We start from the raw sequence: 25,137 nt of genomic DNA, 5'->3' as shown, positions 1-25,137 counted from the left end.
ACTGCGTGTAACCGACGGAGGCCTGTGCCCGAGTCTTCGTGAGACCGGCGGAAGAGGTGTCGCATGACGGACGCGGTGATCGTCGGCACGGGCCCCAACGGGCTCTCCGCCGCTGTCACGCTGCTGCGGGCGGGCCTGAGCGTCGAGTTGTACGAGGCGCACGACACGTACGGCGGCGGTCTGCGCACCGAGCCGCTCTTCGACGCCGATGTGGTGCACGACATCTGTGCGGCCGTGCACCCCATGGCGGCCGCGTCCCGCTTCTTCCGGGAGTTCGATCTGCCCGCGCGCGGTGTCGACCTGCTCCAGCCCGAGATCCCCTACGCCCACCCGCTCCCCGGCGAGGACACCGTTCTCGCCCACCGCGATCTCGCCCGGACCAGCGCCGGACTCGGCGTGGACGGCGAACGCTGGCGGCGGCTCATGGCGCCGCTCGCCGCACACAGTCAGGGCGTGGTCGATCTGATCCTGTCCGGTCAGCGCGCCGTTCCCGGCGATCTGGTGGCACCGCTGCTGATGGCGCCCCGAGTCCTCGCCCATGCCACCAGGCTGCCCTTCCGTACCGAGCGGGCGCGTGCCCTGCTCACCGGTGTCGCCGCGCACTCCGTCGGCAGACTCCCCTCGCTCGCCGCCGGCGCCGTCGCGCTGCTCCTCGGGCACCTCGCCCACTCCACGGGATGGCCGCTGCCCCGGGGCGGCAGCGCCCGCATCGCCGACGCCCTCGCGGCCGACATCACCGCGCGGGGCGGCCGCATCCACACCGGACAGCCGATCAAGGACCTCCGCGAACTCGGCGACGTGCCTCTGGTTTTGCTCGACACCAGCCCCAAGGGGCTCCTCCGACTCGCCGGGGACCGGCTCCCCGGGCGCTACCGCCGGGCCCTCGAGCGTTTCCGGTACGGCCCCGGGGCGTCCAAGGTCGACTTCCTGGTGTCCGGACCCATCCCGTGGACCGACCCCGCGACCGGCCGAGCGGGCACCGTCCACCTCGGCGGCACCCGCGCCGACATGTTCCGCACGGAGTCGGCGGCCGCGCGCGGAATCCAGGACCCCGAGCCGTTCGTGCTCCTCGTCGACCCCGCAGCGACCGATCCCGGCCGGGCCGTCGGCGGCAAGCGTCCGATCTGGGCCTACGCCCACGTTCCTCACGGCGACCCGCGGGACCCCGTCGACCTCGTCCGTCGCCGGATCGAGCAGTACGCACCCGGCTTCGGCGACACCGTCATCGCCGCGCGCGGCGTCAGCGCCGCGCAGTACGAGACGTACAACCCCAACTACGTCGGCGGCGACATCGGAGCCGGGGCCATGACCGTCCGCCAGTCGCTGCTGCGGCCGGCCGCGCAATGGGATCCCTACCGGGTCCCGCTGCCCGGCCTGTACCTGTGCTCGGCATCCACTCCGCCGGGTCCCAGCGTGCACGGGATGTCCGGCTATCTGGCCGCGCTCTCCGCACTGCGTCACGAGCACGGCATCCGTGTGCCCCCGCCGCTGGGCCCGCACAGCGGCAATTGAACCCACGACAATAACGGACTTTTCTCCCTACGCGTCAGCCGTGACGTCGGCGGTCAAGGGTGCCCTGAGCCGTACGCCCGCTTGTCATGGTTGAATCCTGACCGAAATACCTGAGCCAGAGACACCCACCCGAATTCCTTACCCCCACCTTTGTTCTCACTGGTCAGCGCAGAAAAGCATGACTTATGTCATCGCCGTCTTGCGCCACCGTGTGATGCACGCCACATGAAATGTGCTTGATCCCAAGCTTCAGGATATTCGTATAGTGATGCCCATCAGGGGGAGTCAATCGATCGCCGGCGAGGCAACGGCCGGGCAGCGAATTTCGCGCCCCGCCCATTTCATGGGCGGCCTTTCGTGAGCCTACCCCTTATCCGACTGGAATCAGCGGGAGGAATGAAATGGGCAAGATCGCTGCGTTTATGAACCAGCAGGAGATGGGCTCGCTCGAGGACGGTATGACGAACACCAACGGTGTTCCCGTCATGGCCACCCCGGCCGTCGCGGTGCCGGTCTGCGTCAAGATCACGGCCGGCATCGTCGCCTTCACCGTCCCGGTGGGCGCGTACGTCGCCGGCCGGGTCGTCAACTAGCGGCCACCAGGCCTTTCGACAATATTCGAAGAGGGGATCAGGATGACTCACATCATCGACAGTGTGCGTGCGATCACGGAGCCGGCTCTGACCGAGGGCCAGAAGGACCGGGTCACCCGCACCATGCCCGTCGCCTTCACTCCCGCCGTTCTCGTCACCTGCCCGTACGCGGGCGGTGGACTCGCGGCCGGCGCCGCCGTGGTCGGCGCCTACGAGCTCGGCCGGGCCGCCGGCGGCAAGTAGGAACACCGTCAGCAGCCCCTGACATGAGCGTGGGCTTCTGAACCCGCCCGGAGAGCGAAAATCTGCGGGCATCGGGCGAGCTGTCGGGCCGCGCCGCAATCGCGGCCCGACAGCTTTCACATATTAGCTCACCCCATGGTTCATCGTGAGGAACCTCCTGTGAGACGAATGAAGAAACTTGTCTCGGCGCTTTTCTCCCCGGTACCCATATCCCGGGACCGCGCCCTCGCCATATCCGAGCGACTTTCCGCGCTCACCACCCTCTCTTCCTCCCTTGAATATCTACACCAGCACAAGCAGATGGATCCCGGTGGTCTCAACGACTGGGAGATCATGAAGGAGGCGCCGGAGACCAAGAATCCGACGATCCGCCGAATTACCGAGGCCGTCAGCGGCAAAAAGGTGACGGTGGCGATACACGCCGCCCGGGCGGCTGTGAGTGTGGGACTCCTGGCACCGGGAAACAGCAAATGGCGCGGGGCCGGAAGCCTTTTCCTCACCGCCTCCACCTCCCTGCTGCAGACCCGCCACCGTTATGGCACGGACGGTTCGGACCAGGTGGCCAATCTGGTGCAGACCGCCACCGGCCTCGCTCGCCTCTCCAAGAATCCGCAGACCAAGGACGCGTTCCTCTGGTACGTGGGAATGCAGGCGAGTCTGTCCTACGCGGCCTCCGGCTGGGTCAAACTCCTCGGTGAGAAATGGCGTGACGGCTCGGCGCTTCCCGGGGTGATGCGCACCCGCACCTACGGCTTCGAGAGCGCCTACCGGCTCACCCAGCGCTACCCGCGGAGCGCCAAGTACCTGCAGCACAGCGTGCTCGCGATGGAGTGCCTCTTCCCCGTCGTATACCTCGCCGGCGGCAGGCTCGCCCGCCCGATGATCGCGGCAGCGGGTGGCTTCCACGTCGCCAACGGCTTCGTCATGGGGCTCGGGCGCTTCATGACGGCGTTCCCCGCCATGCACCCCATGGTCGCCTACACCACGGCCCCCAGGTCGCACCCGCTGGTGGCGGGACGCGACGACCGCGCGGTGAAGGCCGCCGCCCTCCTGCTCGCCGGGGGCGTCGCGGCCGCCGCCGTGGTCGCCGCCCAGCGCCGCGCCGTGGTCCGCGAAGGCTGGCCCACCTCACGGAAATTCGTCACCCGGCACGGCAACGAGCTGGTGTACGAGACGGGCGGCCGTGACGACGGGACGGACGCCCCGGTGCTGGTCTTCTGCGCCGGACTCACCTCGACCTCCGAGCACTTCGCCTGGATCACCGAGCGGTTCGTGAACGACTCGGACTGCGCGGTCCTCTCCTACGCGCGAGCCGGGTACGCGGGCAGCGTCCGCCGGACCACCGCGCCCTTCACGCTGGACGAGTCGGTCGACGACCTGGAGGACCTGATCCGCGCCACGGTGCCCGGGCACCGCAAGGCGGTCCTGGTCGGCCACTCCCTGGGCGGAGAGCTGATCCGCCGGGTCTCGGCCCGGATCCCGGACCGGATCGCCGGCCTCGTCTACCTCGACCCGTCCCACCCCGCCGAACTGCAGCGCTCCGAGCGCCAGAGCGAGGGGGCCAAGGATCTGCGGGACAACATCGCGCACGCCGCCCGCTACATCTCCCTGGGCACCGGCATCCTCATGAGCCGCCCCGCCTGGCTCGACAGGCTCCCGGTGAACTACCGGGACAAGGTGTTCGCCCAGTACACCGACGCCCGGCTCTGGAAGGCCGGCAAGCGTGAATGGGCCGCGGTGGAGGAGGACTTCAGGTCCTTCGACGGCGACATGCCGCAGGTGGCGGCGCCTGCGCTGATCGTCGCCGCTCAGCAGACCGTCGACCAGGACCCCGAGCAGCTTCTGATGTACAACGAGCTCGCCCGGGTCCATCGGCGCGGTGACGTCAGGATCGTCGAAGGGGCCGACCACGACTCCCTGCTGACCGATGTGCTGTTCGCCTACAAGACGGTGCAGCACATGACCGACTTCCTGCGCGCCACCGGCAGCGGGCACAGCGAGTCCGTCGCCGACGGGGAAGGAGCACAGAGGTGAACCCGACGGCCCTGTTCAAGGACACGTTCACCGGTCCCGGTTCCCTGGCGCGCATCGTGGGCGCGGGCATGCTGGTGGCGACCGTGGCCGCGCAGCACCCGCACCCGGCGTTCGACCGGGTCCGCTCCAGGGACCTGTTCTCCTTCGTCCCGAACTGGAAGTTCTTCGCCCCGAACCCGGCGACTCACGACTTCCACTACGTCTACCGCACCCTCGACCACGCCGGCGGGACGTCCGAGTGGAGCGAGATCGACATGATCGAGCCCCGCAGGATGTACCAGGCGTTCTGGTTCGCCACCCGCCGCCCGGAGAAGTCGGTGTTCGACCTGTGCACCGCCATCCTCCAGCAGGCCACCAAGTCCGGGGCGACGGAGGTGCAGAAGACCTCCTCCTACCGGGTCCTCGCCGAGTTCATCCGCAAGACGGTCCGGGAGCGGCGGGGCGCGGAACACGTCAAAGGCTTCCAGTTCGCGGTCGTACGAGCCGCGGGGCATGACACCAGCGAGGACCCCGAGCCCCTGTTCATCTCCCCGTACACCCCGATGCGCCCGGCCGGCCCTCACCTCACTCCGGCCTGAGCACCGCCGTCACGCCGAGCACCATCCAGCACCAGTGTGGGAGAACGCACCATGACCATCGCCCCGAGGCCCGCCGACGACTTCGCCGGCTATCTCCGCACCTACACCGCCGACGCCTTCGCCGCCACGCAGAACCTCGAAGACGTCTGGGACCGCTACCACGTCCCGGACGCCACCCACCTGGTCAACCGGAAGCAGTGCGACCGGGCGACCGTACTGAAGAACCTCGAGCAGTGGCGTGCGGACCGGACGCCGTACGAGCTGTGGATCCACGAGGTGGTGGTCGACGGCAACCGCGCCGCCGCCCGCTACACCATCAGCAAGCCCCTGGTGATGCAGGTGCGGCACAACACCGAATCGGTGATGTTCGCCGACCTCGCCGACGACGGACGTGTCGCGTCCACCGTCACCACCGCGCGGTCGACCTACGGATGGGGCGGCTCCGACTCCCCCACCTGGGACAGCGACGCGGGGTCCGCGGGCACACCCAACGGTGCGCCGACGGACCCCGCGGCCTACCTCACGACCTTCGCCGAGCTGGCCGACGACCCGGACGTGCCCCTCGAAGAGGCCTTCGACCGGTTCCACACCCCCGACTCGGTCCAGTACATCAACGGCACGCCGATGCAGCGCCCGGCCGTCCTGCAGTCCCTCGCTGCGGCCCGCGGCCGCGGACCCGACTACGCCCTGGACATCCACGCGGTGCTCACCCAGGGCAACCGTTTCGCGGCCCGCTACTCCATGGTGCCCTCACCGCAGGGACGCCGGGCGGGGGAGATGGAGGTCTTCACCTTCGGGGAGTTCGCCGACGACGGACGCGTGCGGCTCCTCCGCTCCGTGATGCAGACCAAGAGCGGCTACTGGCCCACCTGACCGCCCGGGCCCGCCGCACCCGCACTCCGCCAAAGGGAAGTGAGACCCCGCATGACCAGCGACGTCCCAGACATCGGTTACGGCACACAGTTCGCGCAGTGGTACGACCGGGTCTTTCCCAAAGGCGCCGCCGGCCAGGCCGTGGCGGACGCCCTGGCCGGCCTGCACCCCGACCCCGACGCCGGAACCCTCGAGTTCGGAGTCGGCACCGGACGCATCGCCGTCCCGCTCTCCCGGAAGACCGGTCGGGTGACCGGCGTCGACTCGTCCCCGGAAATGCTCGCCCAGCTGGCCGCTGCCCCGGGGAACGAGGAGGTCGTCCCCGTGCACGCGGACATCCGCACCTACACCGACACCCGCGCCTACGGCCTCGTGTACATGGTGTGCGGGACCCTGTCGATGCTGCTCACTCCCGAGGACCAGCGGGAGGCGGTGCGCCGCGCCGCCGATCTGCTCGTCCCCGGCGGCCGGCTGGTGGTGGAGACCGGCAACCGGCCCGCGGTGGAGACGCTCCACGAGGGCCGGCTGCGCACCACCCTCTTCACGCCGTACCCCGAACCGGGGACGGGGCTCCAGACCCATTCCACGCTCACTCCCGAGATATGGCAGTGCTCCCACATCTGGTACGAGTCCGACGGCACCAGCCGTGTGGGCACCGAACTGGCACGCCTCACGGTCCCCGACGAGGTCGACGCATACGCCACGGCCGCCGGGCTCACTCCCGAAGGCCGCTACGCGGACTGGAACCTGACCCCCTACGCCGAGCAGTACCCGATGTTCGTGACCACGTACACCAAGAGCGCCTGACGTCACCGCAGAGGTGAGCAAGCAGTTCGAAGGAGGAACCAGTCTTGACGGCTAACCGCGTGGTGTGGTTCGCGGTCGCGTTCGCCATCGCCGCACCGGGCATGTCCGCGGTGTTCCGCGAGCACGGACGGCTCACCGGACGAGCGATGGCCCTGGGCATCGTCTTCGCCACGAGCATCGCGGTGATCGTGGCCATCGCCGTCGGCCGGGGCGCGTCATGAACCTTTCCGCCATCGTCGGACGTCACCGGCTGCTCCTCGCCGTCGGCATCCTCCTCGGTCTCGGCGGCACAGCCGCGACCCTCGTACAGCCGCTCCTCATCGGCGACCTGATCGAGGCCGTCGCCCTCGACGAGTCGGTGGCCTGGCCGATCCTGTCCATCGCCGGCCTGTTCGTCGCGGACGCGGTGCTCGCCGCCACGCACTTCTACCTGATCGGCAAGGCGGGCGAGAACATCGTCCTCGACATGCGCTCGACGCTGACGGGGCGTCTGCTCCACTCCCGGATACGGGCCTTCAACAAGCTCGAGCACGGTGACGTGTTCACCCGTACCGTGTCGGACACCTCTCTCGCCCGGATCGCCCTCTCCTCGTCCGTCGCCCAGATGATCACCGCCGGCTTCACCACGGTCGGCTGCGTCGCCGTCATGCTCTGGCTCGACTGGCGGCTGCTGCTGGTCACCGCGGGCTGTCTCGGCGCAGCCTCCGCACTCGCGCTGTTCCTGGCCCGCGCGGTCCGCAAGGCGGCCGTCCAGAACCGCGAGGACACCAGCGCCTACGGTTCCGGACTCCTGCGGGTCCTCGGCGCGCTCACCACAGTCAAGGCCTCGGGCGCCGAGGGCCGTGAGGCCGAACGGATCGGGGCCCTGGCCGAGGCCGCACGCGGGAGCGGGATCAGGGTGACCCGGCTGTCGGCGATGCTGATGCCCGCGATGAACGTGGGCACCCAGGTGTCCCTCGCGGTGGTGATCACCTGGGGGATGGCCCGTACCGCCACGGGAGCCCTCCCGGCCGCGGACCTGACCTCGTTCATCATGTACCTCTTCTATCTCGTCTCCCCGCTGGTGATGTTCTTCATGTCGCTGGGCGAGTTCCAGCAGGGCCGGGCCGCCATCGACCGCGTCAGCGACCTCGCCGTCATCGACCAGGAGACCGTCGAGCCCCCGGCAGCACCCGCGGCGGCCCGGGACAGGGACAGGGCGGAGTGCACCGCCGCCGTCGAGTTCCACCACGTCACCTTCCGTTACTCCGGCGCCGCGCCCCTCGCCCTCGACGACGTCACGTTCACGCTCCCCGCCACCGGTGTCACCGCGATCGTCGGGCCGTCGGGCGCGGGCAAGTCCACGCTGTTCCAGCTGATCGAGCGCTTCCACGACCCGGAGGGGGGACAGATCCGGATCATGGGCGAGGACGTGTCCCGCCTGCCGCTGACCGAGCTCCGTTCCCGCATCGGTCTGGTCGAGCAGGACTCCCCGCTCATGCGGGGCACGGTCCGCGAGAACCTCGTCTACGCCAGGCCCGGCGCCACGGCGGAACAGATCACCCGGGCGCTGGAGGCGGCCCACCTCACCGACGTCGTCGCCGCCCTTCCGGACGGCCTCGACACCGATCTCGGGGAGGGCGGCATCGGGCTCTCCGGCGGTCAGCGGCAGCGTCTGGCCATCGCCCGTGCCCTGCTGACCCGCCCTGCCGTGCTCCTCCTGGACGAAGTCACCTCGAACCTCGACTCCGACTCCGAGACGGCGCTGCGCTCGGCCCTCACCACCATCGGCGCCCATTGTCAGGTGCTCACGATCGCCCATCGCATCTCCACCACCGCGAGCGCCGACGACATCCTCGTCATGGAGGACGGCAGGCTGAGGGCCCGCGGCAGCCATCCGGAGCTGATGGAGAGCGATGCCACCTACCGGCGCCTGGCCAGCCAGCAGTTGACCCCTGTCGGCACCTCCTGACGGCCGCCCCGGAGCCCGCAGCTGCGGCGTGACAGGATGCGGACACCCCCACAACCGCCAGCGAAGAGGTACGCATGCACATACTCACGATGCTGTGGAAACGCTACGGCCTGGTGTTCGCCGCCGGCGCCCTGTGCATTGTGGTGAACGCGCAGGGAATCGGCCCTCTGTGGTACACCGGCGTGGCGCTGCTGATCGTCGGTCAGACCATGCGTGTGACGCTGATCCGCACCCAGCGTCCGCCCCTGGACCGTGAACCGGTGCTCCTCCGCGTTCCCGTCACCGGGCGCTGGCTGGCGCTCAACGGACCGGCCACGAAGGTCCCCAGTCACACCCACAGCCATGCGCAGACGTACGCCATCGATCTGAAGTACGTGCCCGCCGAGGACGGTGACGAAGAAGGGGCCGTGCCGTCGGCCCCGCCCTTCCGCTGGTTCTGGCCGCTCGCCAGAAGTCCCCGCCGCTACCCCACCTACGGCAGGCCGCTGCTCGCACCCGCCGACGGAGTGGTCGTCGCGACGGCGCAACGACAGCGGGACCATCTGTCGCGCATGTCCCTCCCCGCCTTCCTCTTCCTCTACCTGGAAGGCTTCGTCCGCAGTCTCGGCCGGCCGAGCCACCTGATGGGGAACCACATCGTCCTCGACCTCGGCAACGGCGTGTACGCCGCCTTCGCGCACCTGCGGCGCGGCTCGCTGCACGTGGCCGTGGGCGACCGGGTGTCGGCGGGCCAGAGGATCGCCGAGTGCGGCAACTCCGGCAACTCGTCCGAGCCGCACCTGCACTTCCAGCTCATGGACGGCCCCGACGTGATGACGGCACGCGGAATGCCGTTCGCCTGGCACTACCGCGAGGACGACGGCGTGGAACGCACCGGTGTCCCCGAGGACACCACGCACTTCGTCGCCGTCGAGCCCCTGCCGTCCTAGAAGACCGACTCCGCCTCGTCCATCCGCTCCTTCGGGACCGTCTTCAGTTCGGTGACCGCCTCCGCCAGCGGGACCATCACGATGTCGGTCCCCCGCAGGGACGTCATCCTGCCGAAGTCGCCCCGGTGCGCCGCCTCCACCGCGTGCCAGCCGAAGCGGGTGGCGAGGACACGGTCGTACGCCGTCGGTACGCCGCCGCGCTGGACGTGGCCGAGGATGACCGGCTTGGCCTCCTTGCCGAGGCGGCGCTCCAGCTCGTGCGCCAGGGCCGTGCCGATGCCCTGGAAGCGCTCGTGCCCGAACTTGTCGATCTCGCCCTTGCCGTAGTCCATGCTGCCGTCGGCCGGGTGCGCGCCCTCGGCGACGCAGATCACCGCGAACTTCTTGCCGCGGGCGAAGCGTTCCTCGACCATCTTGACCAGCTGGGCCGGGTCGAAGGGACGTTCCGGCAGGCAGATGCCGTGGGCGCCGGCGGCCATGCCGGACTCCAGGGCGATCCAGCCGGCGTGCCGACCCATGACCTCGACGACCATCACCCGCTGGTGGGACTCGGCGGTCGTCTTCAGGCGGTCCATCGCCTCGGTGGCGACGCCGACCGCGGTGTCGAAGCCGAAGGTGCGGTCGGTGGAGGAGATGTCGTTGTCGATCGTCTTCGGGACGCCGACCACCGGCAGGCCCGCGTCGGACAGCATGTGGGCCGCGGTGAGTGTGCCCTCTCCGCCGATCGGGATCAGCGCGTCGATGCCGAAGTCACGGATCATGTCGGAGGCGTTGTCGCAGGCCTCGCGGAGCCGGTCGCGCTCCAGCCGGGAGGAGCCGAGGATGGTGCCGCCGCGGGCCAGGATGCCGCTGACCGCGTCGAGGTCGAGGGGGCGGTAGCGGCCGTCCAGCAGGCCCGAGTAGCCGTCCTCGAAGCCGATGACCTCGTCGCCGTAATTGTCGACCGCTCGGTGCACGACCGACCGGATCACTGCGTTCAGCCCGGGGCAGTCGCCGCCTGCGGTGAGAACTCCGATACGCATCGTGCTGTGTCTCCTGGTCCCTGTCGATACCGGTGAGCCAGTGCCGATTGTTTCACGTTCGCCGCAGCGGTGCGGAGGCCGGAAGGTCCGGCCTTTTAGCCAGCGCCAGAGGTATTGTCAAGAAAGATCTGCTCACCCAGGTGGGCGATTTTTGTGGCCACAGGATGGCCCATGCGGCCCGCCGGCGACTCTTGCGGCCCCGACGAAACGGAGAGCGCGCGTGACCCGCAGCGTGTACGTGACCGGCATCGATCGCGGCGACGGCCGGCAGGTCGTCGAACTCGGGGTCATGGAGCTCCTGACCCGGCAGGTCGAGCGGGTGGGGGTGTTTCGTCCCCTGGTGCACGACGGTCCGGACCGGCTCTTCGAACTGCTGCGGGTCCGCTACCGGCTCAGCCAGGACCCGGCGACCGTCTACGGCCTCGACTACCACGAGGCGTCCGCGCTCCAGGCCGAGCAGGGGATGGACGAACTGGTGTCCACCCTCGTCGACCGGTTCCACCGGGTCGCCCGCGACTATGACGTCGTCCTCGTCCTCGGCACCGACTACGCCGACACCCAGTTCCCGGACGAGCTCAGCCTGAACGCCCGCCTCGCCAACGAGTTCGGCGCCTCGGTGATCGCTGTCGTGGGCGGCCGCAAGCAGACCGCCGAGTCGGTGGGCGACGAGACCACCAACGCCTACCGCGCCTACGACACGCTGGGCTGCGACGTGCTCGCCATGGTGGTCAACCGGGTCGCCCGCGAGGACCGGGACGAGATCGCCGGGCGGCTCGCCGACCGGCTGCCCGTGCCCTGCTACGTGCTGCCCGACGATCCGGCGCTCTCCGCCCCGACCGTCTCCCAGATCGTCCACACCCTTGGCGCGAAGGTCATGCTCGGCGACGACTCGGGGCTCGCCCGCGACGCCCTGGACTTCGTGTTCGGCGGTGCCATGCTGCCGAACCTCCTCGCCGCCCTGACGCCGGGCTGCCTGGTCCTCACGCCGGGCGACCGCGCCGACCTGGTCGTCGGTTCGCTGGCCGCGCACAGCGCCGGCACCCCGCCGATAGCCGGGGTGCTGCTGACCCTGGACGAGGTGCCCGGCGAGCGCGTCCTCACCCTCGCCGACCGTCTCGCGCCCGGCACGCCGGTGCTCTCGGTGCCGGGCAACAGCTTCCCCACCGCCGAGCGGCTGTTCTCCCTGGAGGGCAAGCTGAACGCGGCCACCCCGCGCAAGGCGGAGCGGGCGCTCGGCCTCTTCGAGCGATACGCCGACACCGCGGACCTCACCAAGCGCGTCTCCGCGCCCAGCAGCGACCGCGTCACCCCGATGATGTTCGAGCACAAGCTGCTCGAACAGGCCCGCTCCGATCTGCGCCGGGTGGTGCTCCCCGAGGGCACCGAGGAGCGGGTGCTGCACGCGGCGGAGGTGCTGCTGCGCCGGGGCGTGTGCGAGCTGACCCTGCTCGGTGACGTCGACCAGATCCGCAAGAAGGCCGCCGACCTCGGCGTCGACCTGGGCGACACCCAGCTGATCGACCCCGCCACCTCCGGGCTGCGGGAGTCCTTCGCCGAGCAGTACGCGGCCCTGCGCGCCCACCGGGGCGTCACCGTGGAGCCGGCGTACGACGTCGTCTCCGACGTGAACTACTTCGGCACGCTGATGGTGCACGAGGGCCTCGCCGACGGCATGGTGTCCGGCTCGGTGCACTCCACCGCCGCGACGATCCGGCCGGCCTTCGAGATCATCAAGACCCGTGCGGACGGGCGGATCGTCTCCTCCGTCTTCTTCATGTGCCTGGCCGACAGGGTGCTGGTCTACGGTGACTGCGCGGTCAACCCGGACCCGGACGCCGAGCACCTCGCCGACATCGCCGTGCAGTCGGCGGCGACGGCCGCCCGGTTCGGCGTGGAGCCGCGGATCGCGATGCTGTCGTACTCGACGGGCACGTCCGGCTCCGGCGCCGACGTCGACAAAGTGCGCACCGCCACCGAGCTGGTGCGCTCCCGCCGACCCGACCTGCTGATCGAGGGGCCGATCCAGTACGACGCGGCCGTGGAGCCGTCGGTCGCGGCGACCAAGCTGCCCGGCTCTCCGGTGGCGGGGCAGGCGACCGTGCTGATCTTCCCCGACCTGAACACCGGCAACAACACGTACAAGGCCGTACAGCGCTCGGCCGGCGCGATCGCCGTCGGCCCGGTGCTCCAGGGTCTGCGCAAGCCGGTGAACGACCTGTCCCGGGGCGCCCTGGTCCAGGACATCGTCAACACCGTCGCCATCACGGCGATCCAGGCCCAGTCCCCGGACCCGAGTTCCCCGAGTTCCCCGAGCGAGAAGGCAGCCGCCCCGTGAGCCCGTCCCGTGTCCTCGTCCTCAACTCCGGCTCCTCGTCGGTGAAGTACCAGCTGCTCGACATGGACGACAGCAGCCGGCTGGCCGGCGGGCTGGTCGAGCGGATCGGCGAGCGGACCTCGCTGGTGCGGCACACCCCGCTCGCGCCGGGCGGGGACACCCGGGAGCGGACCGGGCAGATCGCCGACCACGACGCCGCGCTGAAGGCGATGGCCGAGGAGCTGGCGGCCGACGGACTGGGCCTCGACTCCCCCGAGCTGGCCGCGATCGGACACCGGGTGGTGCACGGCGGGCAGCGCTTCACCGAGCCGACGGTGATCGACGAGCGGGTGCTGGCGGAGATCGAGCGGCTGATCCCGGTGGCGCCGCTGCACAACCCGGCCAACCTGTCCGGCATCCGCACGGCCATGACGCTGCGTCCCGATCTGCCGCAGGTCGCCGTCTTCGACACCGCCTTCCACACCACCATCCCGGAGTCGGCCGCCCGCTACGCGATCGACGTCAACACCGCCGACAAGCACCGCATCCGCCGCTACGGCTTCCACGGCACCTCGCACGCGTATGTCTCCCGGGCCACCGCCAAGCTGCTGGGCAGGGCACCCGAGGAGGTCAACGTCATCGTGCTGCACCTGGGCAACGGGGCGTCCGCCTCGGCCGTGCGGGGCGGCCGCTGTGTGGAGACCTCCATGGGGCTGACCCCCTTGGAGGGGCTGGTGATGGGTACGCGGTCGGGAGACATGGATCCGGCCGTCATCTTCCATTTGATGCGTGTCGGCCATATGTCCGCCGACGAGATCGACACTCTTCTCAACACGAAGAGCGGTCTGGTCGGACTGTGCGGGGACAACGACATGAGGGAGATCCGGCGCCGGATCGACGAGGGCGACGAAGAGGCGGAGCTGGCGTTCGACATCTACATTCACCGTCTGAAGAAGTACATCGGCGCCTATTACGCCATTCTCGGACGGGTGGACGCGGTGGCCTTCACGGCCGGGGTCGGCGAGAACGCCGCTCCGGTGCGGGCGGCGGCCATGGCGGGCCTGGAGGGGCTGGGCCTGGCGGTGGACGACGAGCGCAACGCCGTACACGGCGGCGGGCCGCGGCTGATCTCGCCCGAGGGTGCGCGGGTCACGGTCGCGGTGGTACCGACGGACGAGGAAATGGAGATCGCACAGCAGACTTACGCACTGGTCGGAAAGAACAACTGAGCAGGGACTTTCTCATTTGTATATTCCGCCAGACGGAATATTCCGTAGCGAAACAAACCGATAGGATCGCCCCATGCGCCGTTCGAAAATCGTCTGTACTCTCGGCCCCGCGGTCGACTCCCATGAGCAGCTTGTCGCCATGATCGAAGCCGGCATGAACGTGGCCCGCTTCAACTTCAGCCACGGCACGCACGCCGAGCACCAGGGCCGGTACGACCGGGTCCGTGCCGCCGCCAAGGAGACGGGCAGGGCCATCGGCGCCCTCGCCGACCTCCAGGGCCCGAAGATCCGTCTGGAGACCTTCGCGGAGGGTCCCGTCGAGCTGGTGCGCGGTGACGAGTTCACCATCACCACCGAGGACGTCCCGGGCGACAAGACGATCTGCGGGACGACCTACAAGGGCCTGCCGGGTGACGTCTCCCGCGGTGACCAGATCCTGATCAACGACGGCAACGTCGAGCTGAAGGTCGTGGACGTCGAGGGCCCCCGGGTGAGGACGATGGTCATCGAGGGCGGCGTCGTCTCCGACCACAAGGGCATCAACCTGCCCGGCACCGCCGTGAACGTGCCCGCGCTGTCCGAGAAGGACGTCGAGGACCTGCGGTTCGCCCTGCGGATGGGCTGCGACCTGGTCGCCCTGTCCTTCGTCCGGGACGCCAAGGACGTCACCGACGTCCACCGCGTGATGGACGAGGAGGGCCGCCGGGTCCCCGTCATCGCCAAGGTGGAGAAGCCGCAGGCGGTGGAGAACATGGAGGACGTCGTGATGGCGTTCGACGGTGTGATGGTCGCCCGCGGTGACCTCGCCGTCGAGTACCCGCTCGAGAAGGTCCCGATCGTGCAGAAGCGCCTGATCGAGCTGTGCCGGCGCAACGCCAAGCCGGTGATCGTGGCGACCCAGATGATGGAGTCGATGATCACCAACTCCCGGCCGACCCGCGCCGAGGCCTCCGACGTGGCCAACGCGATCCTGGACGGCGCCGACGCGGTGATGCTGTCCGCCGAGTCGAGCGTGGGCGCGTACCCGGTCGAGACCGTGCGGACCATGTCGAGGATCGTCCAGGCGGCCGAGCAGGAGCTGGTGTCCAAGGGTCTCCAGCCGCTGGTGCCGGGCAAGAAGCCGCGTACGCAGGGCGGTTCGGTGGCCCGCGCCGCCTGCGAGATCGCCGACTTCCTCGGCGGCAAGGGCCTGGTCGCCTTCACGAAGTCGGGCGACACGGCCCGGCGGCTGTGCCGCTATCGCGTCGCCCAGCCGATCCTGGCGTTCACCACCGAGGAGTCCACCCGCAACCAGCTGACGCTCAGCTGGGGCGTGGAGCCGCATGTCGTGCCGTTCGTGAACAGCACCGACGAGATGGTCGCGCTGGTGGATCAGGAGCTGGTCCGGCTGAGCCGGTTCATCGAGGGCGACATCGTGGTGATCACGGCCGGCTCGCCGCCCGGCGTCCCGGGCACGACCAACATGGTCCGGGTGCACCACCTGGGCGAGGCGACCACCTGACCCGCACCGCGCGTGTACGACACCGAGGGCGCCCCCAGCGGACTGGGGGCGCCCTCGGCGCTGCGGCTCCCGGAACGGGCCTGACGGGTGCTCAGTCGGTGGTGAACTGGTGCAGCCCGGGCACGTGCAGCGTTCCGCCGAACTGGCCGGCCTGCTGCACCTTCACGTTGGTGAAGTAGATCAGCGGGATGTTGAGCGGCGGCGGGTGCTCCGGGTCGAACGTGATCGGGATCAGTCCGAGCAGGTTGCCGGAGATGCTCTCCGTGTACATCACGGTGTCGCCGCCGCGGATGGTGGACGTCGACCCCTTGGCGGCCTGCACGTGGTAGGTCTTGCCGGACTGGTCGTCCTTGACCGTCTGGTGCAGGTCCCCGATGTCGGTTCCGTCGGATACGACGTACTTGAGCACCTTCTTGACGCTGCCGTTGGCCGTCCGCACCTTGACGATGCCCTTGTAGTCGGCGCCCTTCAGCAGCAGCGAACTGGCGTTCAGGAACCACGGGTCGTCGGGCAGCGGGACCTTGTTGTCGACGCCGCCCTCGGCGTCCGTCGCGACCGGGCAGTCCTCGAGCTCGGCGCCGGGCGTCTCTGAGGGGCTCGGCGAGGCGGTGGCTCCCGGAGTCCCGGTCACCTCCGCGGCGGGCTCCTCGGCCTGCTTCCCGGCCTCCTCGGCCGCCTGCGACGCCTTGTCGCCGGCGTCCTGCACGACGTCCTTCGCCGTGTCCTCCGGCGCCTCGGAGGCCGCCTTCCCGGCGGTCTCCCCGGCCTCGGCGGCCGTCTCGCCGGCGTCGCCGGCGGACGGGGCGGAGGCGGACGGGGCGGGGCTCGGGGCCGCCTCCTCCTGGTCTCCGGGGGTGAAGGCGTCCTTGATGGCCTCCCCGACGCCCTCCAGCAGACCGCTGTCGGTCTCCGAGGGGGCCGGCGCGGGCTCCTCGGCGGCCTGGCCGCCCGCGGTCGCGGAGGGGGTCGGCGCGGGCTCGGGCTTGTCGTCGGAACCTGAATCCGGCGAAGAGTCCGAGCCGTTGTCCGTTCCCTTGTCCGCTCCCGCGTCCGGGGCCTCCTGCGCGGGGGCCGAGGGGGCGGGCTGCGCCGAGGGCTTCTCGTCCGGCGAGGCCGTGTCGCTCGCCGTGGCGGACGGTGTGGGCGACGCGGTGGCGTCCCTCTTCCCGTCCTTGCCGTCCTTCTCGGCCTTCTCGATGGCCTCGAGGCACTCCTTGAACTCGTCGGCCGTGAGGTTCTTGGACGACGGCTGGTCGTCGGCCTGGGCGAGCGTCGGGGTGAAGCCCATCCCCATGAGGACCGCGGTCGGCATCGCCGCGATGGCTATCGCCTTCCCGGCGGGCATGTGGAACCTGGTGAACAGCGGCTTCTTGGGTGCCGCGTGGCGCGGCCCGGTTCTCACACGGGACTCGTCCACATCAGTCCCGTGGGTCACCTCGTCAGCCGGCACTGTGCCTCCCGTTCGCCCCGTTCGCCGGGCTCGTTCCTGACAGATCGTTCTCTCCCAGCACCTTCGGGGCCTGGGAGTGATCCTCATCGCCCATCGGCGCGGTGCCGTCTACGGGGTCCAGGACCGTGGTGTCGGCGGTCGCGCCCTCCGGTGTCCCACCGTGGCCGTCGCCGTCCGCCGGGGACTCCCCGGCGGGCGGGACGCCCGGCGCCCACGACACGGCCATCGCTCCGCCCACGAGGGACAAGAGGAAGCCGATGAGGAAGCCGCCGATGTTGGACACAGGGATGGACACGAGCGCCAGCAGGATCGCCGCGACACCCGCGAAGACCCGGACGTGCTTCTGGAACCAGAGGCTGACGCCGAGGACGACGAGCAGCACACCGATGATCAGGGACCCGGCGCCCGCGGTGGTCGCCATGGCCAGCGTCAGATGCCCGATCTGGAGGTTCGCGTACGGGAAGTAGGCGATGGGGAGTCCGCCGAGCATGACGAACAGCCCGGCCCAGAACGGCCGCGCGCCCCGCCAGGCGCGGAACTGCTGCCTGCGGCGGGTGAACTGGCCGAAGGCGGCAGGAGTCTCGGCGCTCATGGAAAACAGCTCCCTGGTACGGCTTTGCTGTGGTGGTGATGTGCGCCGCGCGTGAAGGCGCGGCGGGAAGGTGGACGGGCGGGGGCGCCACCGGCTCCCCCGCCCGTCAGCGAGTGCTTAGTAGCACTCCTTGACACCTGTCGACAGCGACATCTTCAGACCGCTGAGCTTGAAGGTTCCGGCGGTGGTCGCCCACGCCGTCTGCTTCACGTCCGTCAGCACGGCCTTGTCCGCCTGCTGGGCGAACCCGTAGGGGTTGGCCTGCTCGCCGCCGCCCTTCATGCCCGGACCCTTGTTGGCGTCCTTGGCGGCCACACCGATGTCGATGTTCGTGAACGTCGCATCGGCGTTCAGGTCGGCGACGTCGATGTACAGGTTCTTGGCCTCGACCGGCTTGCTCTGTCCGGCATGCAGCATCAGGCTGACGTTCCCCAACACCGGAATGTTCGGGGTGACGACCGACTGACACATGTTCTTGATGCTCGCGGACTTGAACGCCGAGACCGCGACGGGGTGAACCGTCTTCTTGCCGGAGAGGGTGTACCCCTCGTCGAGGGCACCGTACTGGGAGAAGCCCGTACCGACGAGCTCATCCGTGGTGACCTTGAACGACTGGCCCGACACGCTGAACGACGCCGCGAGGGCGCCCTGCGCGAGAGCGACGCCTATGCAAGCCGTGGCGGCAACGCTGGGCACCATGACCACAGCGAACCGCTTCCATCTGGTCCCGCCACGCACCTGGGACTCCATATTTCCTCCTTCTCGGACGTACATCTCCTGTCCTGACTCGCCGCCATGAACGGCGGACCGGCCGGGCAGGGATGGGAGAAGTGCTACGTCCTCGGGAAGGAGAGCGCCCGAACTCGACGACACGTACAACGCGCTCGAATCACCGGCGATCACCCCCGAGCGACAACCACTGGTCGCGCCTGACACGCATCACGCACAACCCTGCTGGACAGGCTTCGCCGGGTGGACGAAGACCCCCCTGTCCAAGAACCGGCGCCATTGCCGCCGGTTCTGCTCGGTGGGGACCCAGGAGTGCCCGCGGCCCGACCGGCTGTCGGGGCACGGGTTAATGGACCGAGCGTCGCCGATCGTGGTGCATTCTCGCCGCCCGCACAAGGGGGTTCGTTACTGGCTAGTAACGGCCGGATAACCATGCGACGACCGCTTGGCCCCATTCAGCGACGCTCGGTGCACCGAAGGGGCCGTACAAAACTATTGATCACTGGACAGAATCCGACAGATCAACGCCTGTCACTTACTTGCAGTAACAGCGGCCGCGATGACCAAGATTTGGTAAAGCGCGGCCGCATCGGCCTCCGTGAGCGAATCCGCAACTCGGGCACCACGCACCCGGCCGGACGGCAAAACCGCCCGAATCAGGCACCCGCGCCCGGGCCGCTCAGAACAGGGCCCGCGCCAGCGCCCGGCGCGCGGCGATCACCCGCGGGTCCTCGGCGCCGACCACCTCGAACAGCTCCAGCAGCCGTACGCGTGCGGCCTCGCGGTCGTCGCCCGCGGTGCGCTTCACCGTCTCGATGAGCCGGCCGAAGGCGTCCTCGACATGACCGCCCACCAGGTCCAGGTCGGCCGCGGCGATCTGTGCGGCACCGTCCGCCGGGTTCTCGGCCGCCTCCTGGCGCACCTTCTGCGGGTCCAGGCCCTGCACCCGCTGGAGCAGTTCGGCCTGCGCGAGACCCAGTTGGGCCTCCGGGTTGCCGGGGTCGTCGGCGAGCACGTTCTTGTACGCCTGGACCGCACCGGAGAGGTCACCGCTGTCCAGGGCCCGTACGGCCTCCTCCAGCAGGGCGTCGTACGGCCCGGCGGCCTCGGCCGGGGCGGCGGCGGCCCCGCCCGGCTCGGCTTCGGGGTCGACGGTGAGACCGGTCAGGCCGAAGCGCTGCTCGGCGACCTGCACCAGCTGGTCGAGGGTCTGGCGGATCTGCGCCTCGTCCGCGGCCCCCTGGAAGAGCGGCAGCGCCTGTCCGGCCACCACCGCGAAGACCGCCGGGATCCCCTGGATCCCGAACTGCTGCATCAGCATCTGGTTGGCGTCGACGTCGATCTTGGCGAGGAGGATGCGCCCGTTGTACTCGACGGTGAGCCGCTCCAGGAGGGGGCTCAGCTGCTTGCAGGGCTGGCACCACTCGGCCCAGAAGTCGATGACGACCGGGACCTCGGTGGACCGCTGCAGAACGTCGCGCTCGAAGCCGGCCTCGTCGACGTCGATGACGAGATCGGCCGGGGAGACGGCACCCCCGCCCCCCTGCCGGGCCGTTTCGGCGCGCGCCTGCTCCGCCTTCGCCTTGGCCTCCTGGGCCGCCTTCACCGCGGCGAGGTCGACGACTCCGCTCATGGACATGTTCCGTGGCTGCATGCGCCTATCCTCCCCCGTACTGCGCGTGTGTGTGAAAAGCGCCCGGGAAACCCAGGCATACGTGTGGTGTTGGCGCGGGGTCCCCACCCCGCGCCGGTGGTCGTCGCTCGGGCACGCCGGTCACGCGTGCTTTCGCTACGAGCCGTAGCGTAATGCCGACGGGGGCTCCCGTGACACCCCGCCTCCGTGATCTCCCTCACCACCGGCCGCCCGGTAACCGCCGGTTATGGTCGTGTCATGCAGAGCCGCACCCCAGCCAGTCGCACCGGGCGTCCGCGCAGCGCCGCAGCGGACGCCGCGATCCTGGCCGCGACCCGTCAGGCTCTGGTCGAACTCGGCTGGTCCAAGCTCACCCTGGGAGACGTGGCGGTGCGCGCCGGGGTTGCGAAGACCACCCTCTACCGTCGCTGGGCGGGCAAGAACGAACTGGTCGTGGACGCGGTCGCGGAACTCTTCGACGAGCTGAGCCTGCCCGACCGCGGCTCCCTGGCCGCCGACATCGAGGGCGTGGTGCTCCAGTTCGCCGCGATCCTGGCCCGTCCGGAGGCCAGGAGCGGACTGATGGCGGTGGTCGCCGAGGCCACCCGGGACGACCTTCTGCGCGAGCGCATCCGCGCCTCGATCGTCGAACGGCAGAAACGTCTCGTCCTCGAGGGCCGGGCCCGCGCCCAGGAGCGCGGCGAGCTGCCGGCCCAGCCCGACCCGGACGCGGCGGCCCGCACGGTCGACCTGATCTTCGACATGGTGGCCGGCGCGGTGGTCCACCGCACGCTGGTCAGCGCGCAGCCGGCCGACGAGAAGTGGGCGCACGACTTCACCCGGGTCCTGCTGTCAGGCCTCGCCACCGCATCCGGCGCCGTCTGACACGCGAGGCCACAAGGGCCTGTCCGGCGGATCAAGTCAGGGGAAAGGGGCGGCGCCACACCCCGCGTCCCCGGCATGATCTGCCGGACAGGCCCTGACCCGGGCACGGTCGGCCGGTAGTTGCCTGTCGCTGCCCTCCGCGCCCTGCGAGGATCCTGATCATCCCCACCGGGACATACGGGACACCGAGCGGCCAGGGAGGGCGCGCATGACCGGAACCGGACCCGTCACCGCACGGTTCGACACCTCCAGGCCGCACCCCGCCCGGGTCTACGACTGGTTCCTCGGTGGCAAGGACAACTACCCCGTCGACGAGGAACTGGGCCGGCAGATCATGAGCCTCGACGGCACGGCCCGGCACATCGCGCGCACCAACCGCTGGTTCATGCAGCGCGTCACCCGGTGGCTGGCGGGCCCGGCGGGCGTGCGGCAGTACCTGGACATCGGCACCGGCATCCCCACCGAACCCAACCTGCACCAGCTGGCCCAGCGCGTCGCGCCCGAGTCCCGCGTGGTCTACGCCGACAACGATCCCATCGTGCTGAAGCACGCGGAGGCGCTGCTGCGCAGCACCCCCGAGGGCGTCACCGACTACGTCCAGGCGGATGTGCGCGAGCCGGAGTTCATCCTGCGCCGGGCCCGCGAGAGCCTGGACCTCGCCCGGCCCGTGGCCCTGTCCCTCGTGGCGCTGACGCACTTCCTCGGCGACGAGGACGACCCGCACGCCCTGGTGGCGCGCCTCGTCGGCGCCCTTCCCTCCGGCAGCTACCTGGTGCTGTCCCAGCTGACCGCCGACTTCGACCCCGAGGCGGTCGGCCGCGGGGTCGCGCTGTACCGGGCGGGCGGCGTCACTCTGGCACCCCGCGACCGCGCGGAGATCGCCCGCTTCTTCGAGGGGCTGGACCTCGTGCAGCCCGGTCTGGTCCAGGTGACCGACTGGCATCCCGAGCTCGCCCTCGACGAGAGCACCGACGCCGACGCCGTGATCTCGCTGTACGGGGCAGTGGCCCGCAAGCCGTGACGGACACCGCCCCACGACGGGCAACGGCGGCCCCCATCGGGCGACGTACACAGGCCACTCCGGCGTGCGCCGGGAGCCCCTGCCCTCCCACAACGCCGCCGGCAGGCACCGTGTCCGTCGACACCGTGCCTGCCGGGTTGCCGTGCGGGTGTGGCCGGGGCTCAGAAGCCGGCCGGCTCGGTGTACACGCCCCACTCGTCGCGCAGCACGCCGCAGATCTCGCCGAGCGTCGCCTCCGCGCGTACGGCGTCGAGCATCGGCTCGATCATGTTGGTGCCGGAGCGGGCGGCGGCGACCATGGCGTCCAGCGCGTCGCGCACCTTCGCGTCGTCGCGGGCGGCCTTGCGGTCGCCGAGCAACCGGACCTGCTCGCGCTCCACCTCGTGGCTGACCCGCAGGATCTCCAGGTCGCCGGTGACCGACCCGGTGTGGACGTTGACGCCGACGACCCGCTTGTCGCCCTTCTCCAGGGCCTGCTGGTAGCGGAATGCCGACTCGGCGATCTCGCCGGTGAACCAGCCGTCCTCGATGCCGCGCAGGATGCCGGAGGTGATCGGCCCGATCGGGTGCTTGCCGTCCGGGTGGGCGCGCAGGCCCCGCTCCTTGATCTGCTCGAAGATCTTCTCGGCGTCCGCCTCGATTCGGTCCGTGAGCTGCTCGACGTACCAGGAACCGCCCAGCGGGTCCGCGACGTTGCCGACGCCGGTCTCCTCCATCAGCACCTGCTGGGTGCGCAGGGCGATCTCGGCGGCCTGCTCACTGGGGAGGGCGAGGGTCTCGTCGAGGGCGTTGGTGTGCAGGGAGTTGGTCCCGCCGAGTACCGCGGCGAGCGCCTCGACGGCGGTCCGTACGACGTTGTTGTACGGCTGCTGGGCGGTGAGGGAGACGCCGGCGGTCTGGGTGTGGAAGCGCAGCCACTGCGCCTTCTCGCTCTTCGCGCCGTAGACGTCGCGCATCCAGCGGGCCCAGATCCGGCGCGCCGCACGGAACTTGGCGATCTCCTCGAAGAAGTCGACGTGCGCGTCGAAGAAGAAGGACAGCCCGGGTGCGAAGAGGTCGACGTCCAGCCCGCGGCTGAGTCCCAGCTCCACGTACCCGAAGCCGTCCGCCAGCGTGTACGCCAGCTCCTGCGCGGCCGTCGCCCCGGCCTCGCGGATGTGGTAGCCGGAGACCGACAGCGGCTTGTACGCGGGGATGCCGGCGGCGCAGTGCTCCATCAGGTCGCCGATGAGGCGCAGATGCGGCTCGGGCTGGAACAGCCACTCCTTCTGCGCGATGTACTCCTTGAAGATGTCCGTCTGCAGCGTGCCGTTGAGCACGCCGGGGTCGACGCCCTGGCGCTCGGCGGCGACCAGATACATGCAGAAGACGGGCACGGCGGGCCCGCTGATGGTCATCGAGGTGGTGACGTCACCGAGCGGGATGTCCCGGAACAGCACCTCCATGTCGGCCGCCGAGTCGATCGCCACCCCGCAGTGGCCGACCTCGCCCAGCGAGCGCGGGTCGTCGGAGTCGCGGCCCATGAGCGTCGGCATGTCGAAGGCGACGGAGAGGCCGCCTCCGCCGTTGCGGAGGATCATCTTGTAGCGCTCGTTGGTCTGCTCGGCGTTGCCGAACCCGGCGAACTGTCGGATGGTCCACGTCCGCCCCCGGTAGCCGGTCGGATACAGACCGCGGGTGAAGGGGTACTCACCGGGCCAGCCGATCCGCTCGAACCCCTCATAGGTGTCCCCGGGCCGGGGACCGTACACCGGCTCCACGGGATCGCCCGAGAGCGTGGTGAAATCCGCGTCGCGCTTGCGTGCGGCGTCGTAGCGGGCCTGCCAGCGTCGGCGGCCTTCTTCGATGGCGTCAGCGTCCATGCTTCAAATTTACTAGGACGTCCAAGTACCTGTCGATGGGAGACCGCCGCACGCTGCTCCGTACGGCGGTGAGAGGCGTTACGCGACCGCGGGGGCCTCGTCGGCGACCTTGGCCTCCAACTCGCGGCTGACCTTGCGCTCCACGAAGAACGCGGCCGTGGGAACCGTGCCGGCCAGCAGCACCCAGAGCTGCTTCTTCACCGGCCACTTCGCCTTGGAACCGAGGTCGAACGCGAAGATCAGGTAGACGACGTAGAGCCAGCCGTGGGCGATGCTGACCACCTGGGTGAAGTCGGCGGCCCCGCCCATGTCGAGCGCGTACTTGCCGATCATGCCAAAGGTCAGCGCGACGAGGAGGACACCGGTGACATAGGCCATGATCCGGTAGCGGGTGAGCACGCTCTTCTTCATGGAGTCGAGCGTAACGGGCCGTTCCGGGAGATCTTGGCGGGGGTCATTCCTCCTTGAAGTCCCCCGCCGCGAGCCGCAGGGGCCGGAGCATCGCGAAGAGTTCGGCGCATTCCTCGGCGTCGTAGGCGCCCAGGCCGAAGTCCATCGCCATCAGGTCGCGGGTGGCGGCCTCGACCACCTCGCGGCCCTTGTCGGTGATGGTCGCGAGGGTGCCGCGGCCGTCGTTGGGGTTGGGGCGCTTGGCCACCAGACCCGACCGCACCAGGCGGTCCACGGTGTTCGTCACCGACGTGGGATGCACCATGAGCCGTTCGCCGATCTTGGACATCGGCAGCTCACCCGACTTGGAGAAGGTCAGCAGCACCAGGGCCTCGTACCGCGCGAACGTGAGCCCGTAGGGCTTGACCACCGCGTCGACCTCGGCCAGCAGGATCTGATGCGCCCGCATGATCGAGGTGATCGCGGCCATCGACGGCACGCTTCCCCAGCGCTGCTTCCAGAGCTCGTCGGCGCGGGCGATGGGATCGAACGAGAGACTGAGCGGCTTCGGCACGGAGCCGACCCTACCGGCCGGTCATATATCGGTCAGCCCCGTCTCGCCTTTCGGTCGGCGGGACCGGCTCACCATGGACCGGACGCCCGTCACCGCAAGACGTAGCTCCCCGCCCCCAGAACCGTACGCAGACGGCCCTCCTCCCGAAGGGCGACAACGGCCTTCTGAAGCGCTCGTCGGCCTTCCACTCACCTGCATCCAGACGTCGACGGAGGTCGGCGGCCACCTGGGGCCAGACGGGAACGGAGCGATCGAGTTCCATACCCCGAGCGTCGCGACTGGCCGACGTTTTCAAGGCCGAACTGGTCGAGACCGCACGATCGGACGCTCGGCGGGCACGGAGTCCGGCCGACGACGCCGGGGCACACGACGAGACCCAGGGCACCGGACACCGGTGCCCTGGGTCTCACGGATG

General features: G+C 69.9%; 23 protein-coding genes. 15 read left to right on the top strand and 8 right to left on the bottom strand.

Features of this window, described 5'->3' with window-relative positions:
* Positions 1-63: 63 nt before the first annotated feature.
* The 10 genes from AB0L56_RS04355 (at position 64) to AB0L56_RS04310 (ending at position 9,520) form a co-directional block, all read left to right on the top strand.
* Complete coding sequence (locus AB0L56_RS04355) at positions 64-1,512, top strand: NAD(P)/FAD-dependent oxidoreductase (RefSeq protein ID WP_365418744.1); 1,449 nt, start codon at positions 64-66, stop codon at positions 1,510-1,512.
* 401 nt (positions 1,513-1,913) lie between these two features.
* Positions 1,914-2,105 (top strand): hypothetical protein, encoded by a 192-nt coding sequence (locus AB0L56_RS04350; RefSeq protein WP_190161680.1) that lies wholly within the window; start codon positions 1,914-1,916, stop codon positions 2,103-2,105.
* Between the two features lie 42 nt (positions 2,106-2,147).
* Positions 2,148-2,348: a hypothetical protein gene (locus AB0L56_RS04345; protein ID WP_361028626.1), complete on the top strand. Its 201-nt coding sequence runs from the start codon at positions 2,148-2,150 to the stop codon at positions 2,346-2,348.
* A gap of 300 nt (positions 2,349-2,648) precedes the next feature.
* Positions 2,649-4,382, top strand: a complete 1,734-nt coding sequence (locus tag AB0L56_RS04340) for an alpha/beta fold hydrolase (protein WP_365418741.1) — start codon at positions 2,649-2,651, stop codon at positions 4,380-4,382.
* The gene (locus AB0L56_RS04335; RefSeq protein ID WP_365418738.1) at positions 4,379-4,960 is read left to right on the top strand and encodes a hypothetical protein; all 582 of its coding nucleotides are present in this window, start codon (positions 4,379-4,381) and stop codon (positions 4,958-4,960) included. Before AB0L56_RS04340 ends, AB0L56_RS04335 begins: the two co-directional genes overlap by 4 nt.
* A 51-nt stretch (positions 4,961-5,011) precedes the next feature.
* Complete coding sequence (locus AB0L56_RS04330; RefSeq protein WP_361028636.1) at positions 5,012-5,833, top strand: nuclear transport factor 2 family protein; 822 nt, start codon at positions 5,012-5,014, stop codon at positions 5,831-5,833.
* Between the two features lie 51 nt (positions 5,834-5,884).
* Positions 5,885-6,640 carry a class I SAM-dependent methyltransferase gene (locus tag AB0L56_RS04325; RefSeq protein ID WP_365418735.1) on the top strand — a complete coding sequence of 252 codons (756 nt, stop codon included), beginning with the start codon at positions 5,885-5,887 and terminating at the stop codon, positions 6,638-6,640.
* 44 nt (positions 6,641-6,684) lie between these two features.
* Positions 6,685-6,861: a hypothetical protein gene (locus AB0L56_RS04320; protein ID WP_190161675.1), complete on the top strand. Its 177-nt coding sequence runs from the start codon at positions 6,685-6,687 to the stop codon at positions 6,859-6,861.
* Positions 6,858-8,591: an ABC transporter ATP-binding protein gene (locus AB0L56_RS04315; RefSeq protein ID WP_365418732.1), complete on the top strand. Its 1,734-nt coding sequence runs from the start codon at positions 6,858-6,860 to the stop codon at positions 8,589-8,591. Before AB0L56_RS04320 ends, AB0L56_RS04315 begins: the two co-directional genes overlap by 4 nt.
* Before the next feature lie 80 nt (positions 8,592-8,671).
* Positions 8,672-9,520 carry a M23 family metallopeptidase gene (locus AB0L56_RS04310; RefSeq protein WP_365418876.1) on the top strand — a complete coding sequence of 283 codons (849 nt, stop codon included), beginning with the start codon at positions 8,672-8,674 and terminating at the stop codon, positions 9,518-9,520.
* Here the strand turns inward: AB0L56_RS04310 and AB0L56_RS04305 are convergent.
* Complete coding sequence (locus AB0L56_RS04305; protein WP_365418729.1) at positions 9,517-10,542, bottom strand: ATP-dependent 6-phosphofructokinase; 1,026 nt, start codon at positions 10,540-10,542, stop codon at positions 9,517-9,519. The genes AB0L56_RS04310 and AB0L56_RS04305 overlap by 4 nt on opposite strands.
* Positions 10,543-10,762: 220 nt before the next feature.
* Between AB0L56_RS04305 and pta the strand changes: the two genes are divergently transcribed.
* The 3 genes from pta to pyk all read left to right on the top strand — a co-directional run bounded on the left by pta (position 10,763) and on the right by pyk (position 15,586).
* On the top strand, positions 10,763-12,877 hold the full coding sequence (gene pta / locus AB0L56_RS04300) for a phosphate acetyltransferase (protein WP_365418727.1): 2,115 nt from the start codon (positions 10,763-10,765) through the stop codon (positions 12,875-12,877).
* Positions 12,874-14,085 carry an acetate kinase gene (locus AB0L56_RS04295; protein ID WP_365418724.1) on the top strand — a complete coding sequence of 404 codons (1,212 nt, stop codon included), beginning with the start codon at positions 12,874-12,876 and terminating at the stop codon, positions 14,083-14,085. The genes pta and AB0L56_RS04295 overlap by 4 nt, the downstream gene beginning before the upstream one ends.
* A gap of 73 nt (positions 14,086-14,158) precedes the next feature.
* Entirely contained in the window at positions 14,159-15,586 is a 1,428-nt protein-coding gene (gene pyk / locus AB0L56_RS04290; RefSeq protein WP_361028655.1) for a pyruvate kinase, read from the top strand.
* 91 nt (positions 15,587-15,677) lie between these two features.
* On the opposite strand, the gene AB0L56_RS04285 is transcribed toward pyk, so the two are convergent.
* The 4 genes from AB0L56_RS04285 to AB0L56_RS04270 form a co-directional block, all read right to left on the bottom strand.
* Positions 15,678-17,036 carry a hypothetical protein gene (locus AB0L56_RS04285; RefSeq protein ID WP_365418720.1) on the bottom strand — a complete coding sequence of 453 codons (1,359 nt, stop codon included), beginning with the start codon at positions 17,034-17,036 and terminating at the stop codon, positions 15,678-15,680.
* The gene (locus AB0L56_RS04280) at positions 17,026-17,628 is read right to left on the bottom strand and encodes a DUF6114 domain-containing protein (RefSeq protein WP_365418717.1); all 603 of its coding nucleotides are present in this window, start codon (positions 17,626-17,628) and stop codon (positions 17,026-17,028) included. Before AB0L56_RS04280 ends, AB0L56_RS04285 begins: the two co-directional genes overlap by 11 nt.
* 117 nt (positions 17,629-17,745) lie before the next feature.
* Complete coding sequence (locus AB0L56_RS04275) at positions 17,746-18,378, bottom strand: DUF6230 family protein (protein WP_361028665.1); 633 nt, start codon at positions 18,376-18,378, stop codon at positions 17,746-17,748.
* A 658-nt stretch (positions 18,379-19,036) separates the two neighbouring features.
* A complete protein-coding gene (locus tag AB0L56_RS04270) occupies positions 19,037-20,011 on the bottom strand; it encodes a tetratricopeptide repeat protein (RefSeq protein ID WP_365418714.1) in 975 nt (324 codons plus the stop codon).
* A 237-nt stretch (positions 20,012-20,248) separates the two neighbouring features.
* Here AB0L56_RS04270 and AB0L56_RS04265 point away from each other — a divergent pair, with 237 nt between their 5' ends.
* Positions 20,249-20,875 (top strand): TetR/AcrR family transcriptional regulator, encoded by a 627-nt coding sequence (locus tag AB0L56_RS04265; protein ID WP_365418711.1) that lies wholly within the window; start codon positions 20,249-20,251, stop codon positions 20,873-20,875.
* Positions 20,876-21,083: 208 nt separating this feature from the next.
* Positions 21,084-21,896, top strand: coding sequence for an SAM-dependent methyltransferase (locus AB0L56_RS04260; protein WP_365418709.1), 813 nt, complete (start codon positions 21,084-21,086; stop codon positions 21,894-21,896).
* Between the two features lie 161 nt (positions 21,897-22,057).
* Here AB0L56_RS04260 and AB0L56_RS04255 read toward each other — a convergent pair whose 3' ends face one another.
* From AB0L56_RS04255 to AB0L56_RS04245, 3 genes are all read right to left on the bottom strand, one after another.
* Entirely contained in the window at positions 22,058-23,758 is a 1,701-nt protein-coding gene (locus tag AB0L56_RS04255; protein ID WP_365418706.1) for a methylmalonyl-CoA mutase family protein, read from the bottom strand.
* Between the two features lie 78 nt (positions 23,759-23,836).
* Positions 23,837-24,169: a DUF3817 domain-containing protein gene (locus AB0L56_RS04250; RefSeq protein ID WP_365418703.1), complete on the bottom strand. Its 333-nt coding sequence runs from the start codon at positions 24,167-24,169 to the stop codon at positions 23,837-23,839.
* 43 nt (positions 24,170-24,212) lie between these two features.
* Complete coding sequence (locus AB0L56_RS04245) at positions 24,213-24,722, bottom strand: MarR family transcriptional regulator (RefSeq protein ID WP_361028683.1); 510 nt, start codon at positions 24,720-24,722, stop codon at positions 24,213-24,215.
* Between the last annotated feature and the right edge of the window lie 415 nt (positions 24,723-25,137).

This window comes from Streptomyces sp. NPDC052079 (assembly GCF_040680275.1).
GTDB lineage: Bacteria > Actinomycetota > Actinomycetes > Streptomycetales > Streptomycetaceae > Streptomyces.
The sequence above is the reverse complement of the archived record's forward strand: the minus strand, read 5'-3'. Positions and strand labels throughout refer to the sequence as shown.

Coding starts and splice junctions, on each gene's coding strand:
- AB0L56_RS04355 (WP_365418744.1), top strand. CDS start 64: ATGACGGACGCGGTGATCGTCGGCACGGGCCCCAACGGGCTCTCCGCC.
- AB0L56_RS04350 (WP_190161680.1), top strand. CDS start 1,914: ATGGGCAAGATCGCTGCGTTTATGAACCAGCAGGAGATGGGCTCGCTC.
- AB0L56_RS04345 (WP_361028626.1), top strand. CDS start 2,148: ATGACTCACATCATCGACAGTGTGCGTGCGATCACGGAGCCGGCTCTG.
- AB0L56_RS04340 (WP_365418741.1), top strand. CDS start 2,649: ATGGATCCCGGTGGTCTCAACGACTGGGAGATCATGAAGGAGGCGCCG.
- AB0L56_RS04330 (WP_361028636.1), top strand. CDS start 5,012: ATGACCATCGCCCCGAGGCCCGCCGACGACTTCGCCGGCTATCTCCGC.
- AB0L56_RS04325 (WP_365418735.1), top strand. CDS start 5,885: ATGACCAGCGACGTCCCAGACATCGGTTACGGCACACAGTTCGCGCAG.
- AB0L56_RS04315 (WP_365418732.1), top strand. CDS start 6,858: ATGAACCTTTCCGCCATCGTCGGACGTCACCGGCTGCTCCTCGCCGTC.
- AB0L56_RS04305 (WP_365418729.1), bottom strand. CDS start 10,542: ATGCGTATCGGAGTTCTCACCGCAGGCGGCGACTGCCCCGGGCTGAAC.
- pyk (WP_361028655.1), top strand. CDS start 14,159: ATGCGCCGTTCGAAAATCGTCTGTACTCTCGGCCCCGCGGTCGACTCC.
- AB0L56_RS04280 (WP_365418717.1), bottom strand. CDS start 17,628: ATGAGCGCCGAGACTCCTGCCGCCTTCGGCCAGTTCACCCGCCGCAGG.
- AB0L56_RS04275 (WP_361028665.1), bottom strand. CDS start 18,378: ATGGAGTCCCAGGTGCGTGGCGGGACCAGATGGAAGCGGTTCGCTGTG.
- AB0L56_RS04270 (WP_365418714.1), bottom strand. CDS start 20,011: ATGCAGCCACGGAACATGTCCATGAGCGGAGTCGTCGACCTCGCCGCG.
- AB0L56_RS04265 (WP_365418711.1), top strand. CDS start 20,249: ATGCAGAGCCGCACCCCAGCCAGTCGCACCGGGCGTCCGCGCAGCGCC.
- AB0L56_RS04260 (WP_365418709.1), top strand. CDS start 21,084: ATGACCGGAACCGGACCCGTCACCGCACGGTTCGACACCTCCAGGCCG.
- AB0L56_RS04255 (WP_365418706.1), bottom strand. CDS start 23,758: ATGGACGCTGACGCCATCGAAGAAGGCCGCCGACGCTGGCAGGCCCGC.
- AB0L56_RS04250 (WP_365418703.1), bottom strand. CDS start 24,169: ATGAAGAAGAGCGTGCTCACCCGCTACCGGATCATGGCCTATGTCACC.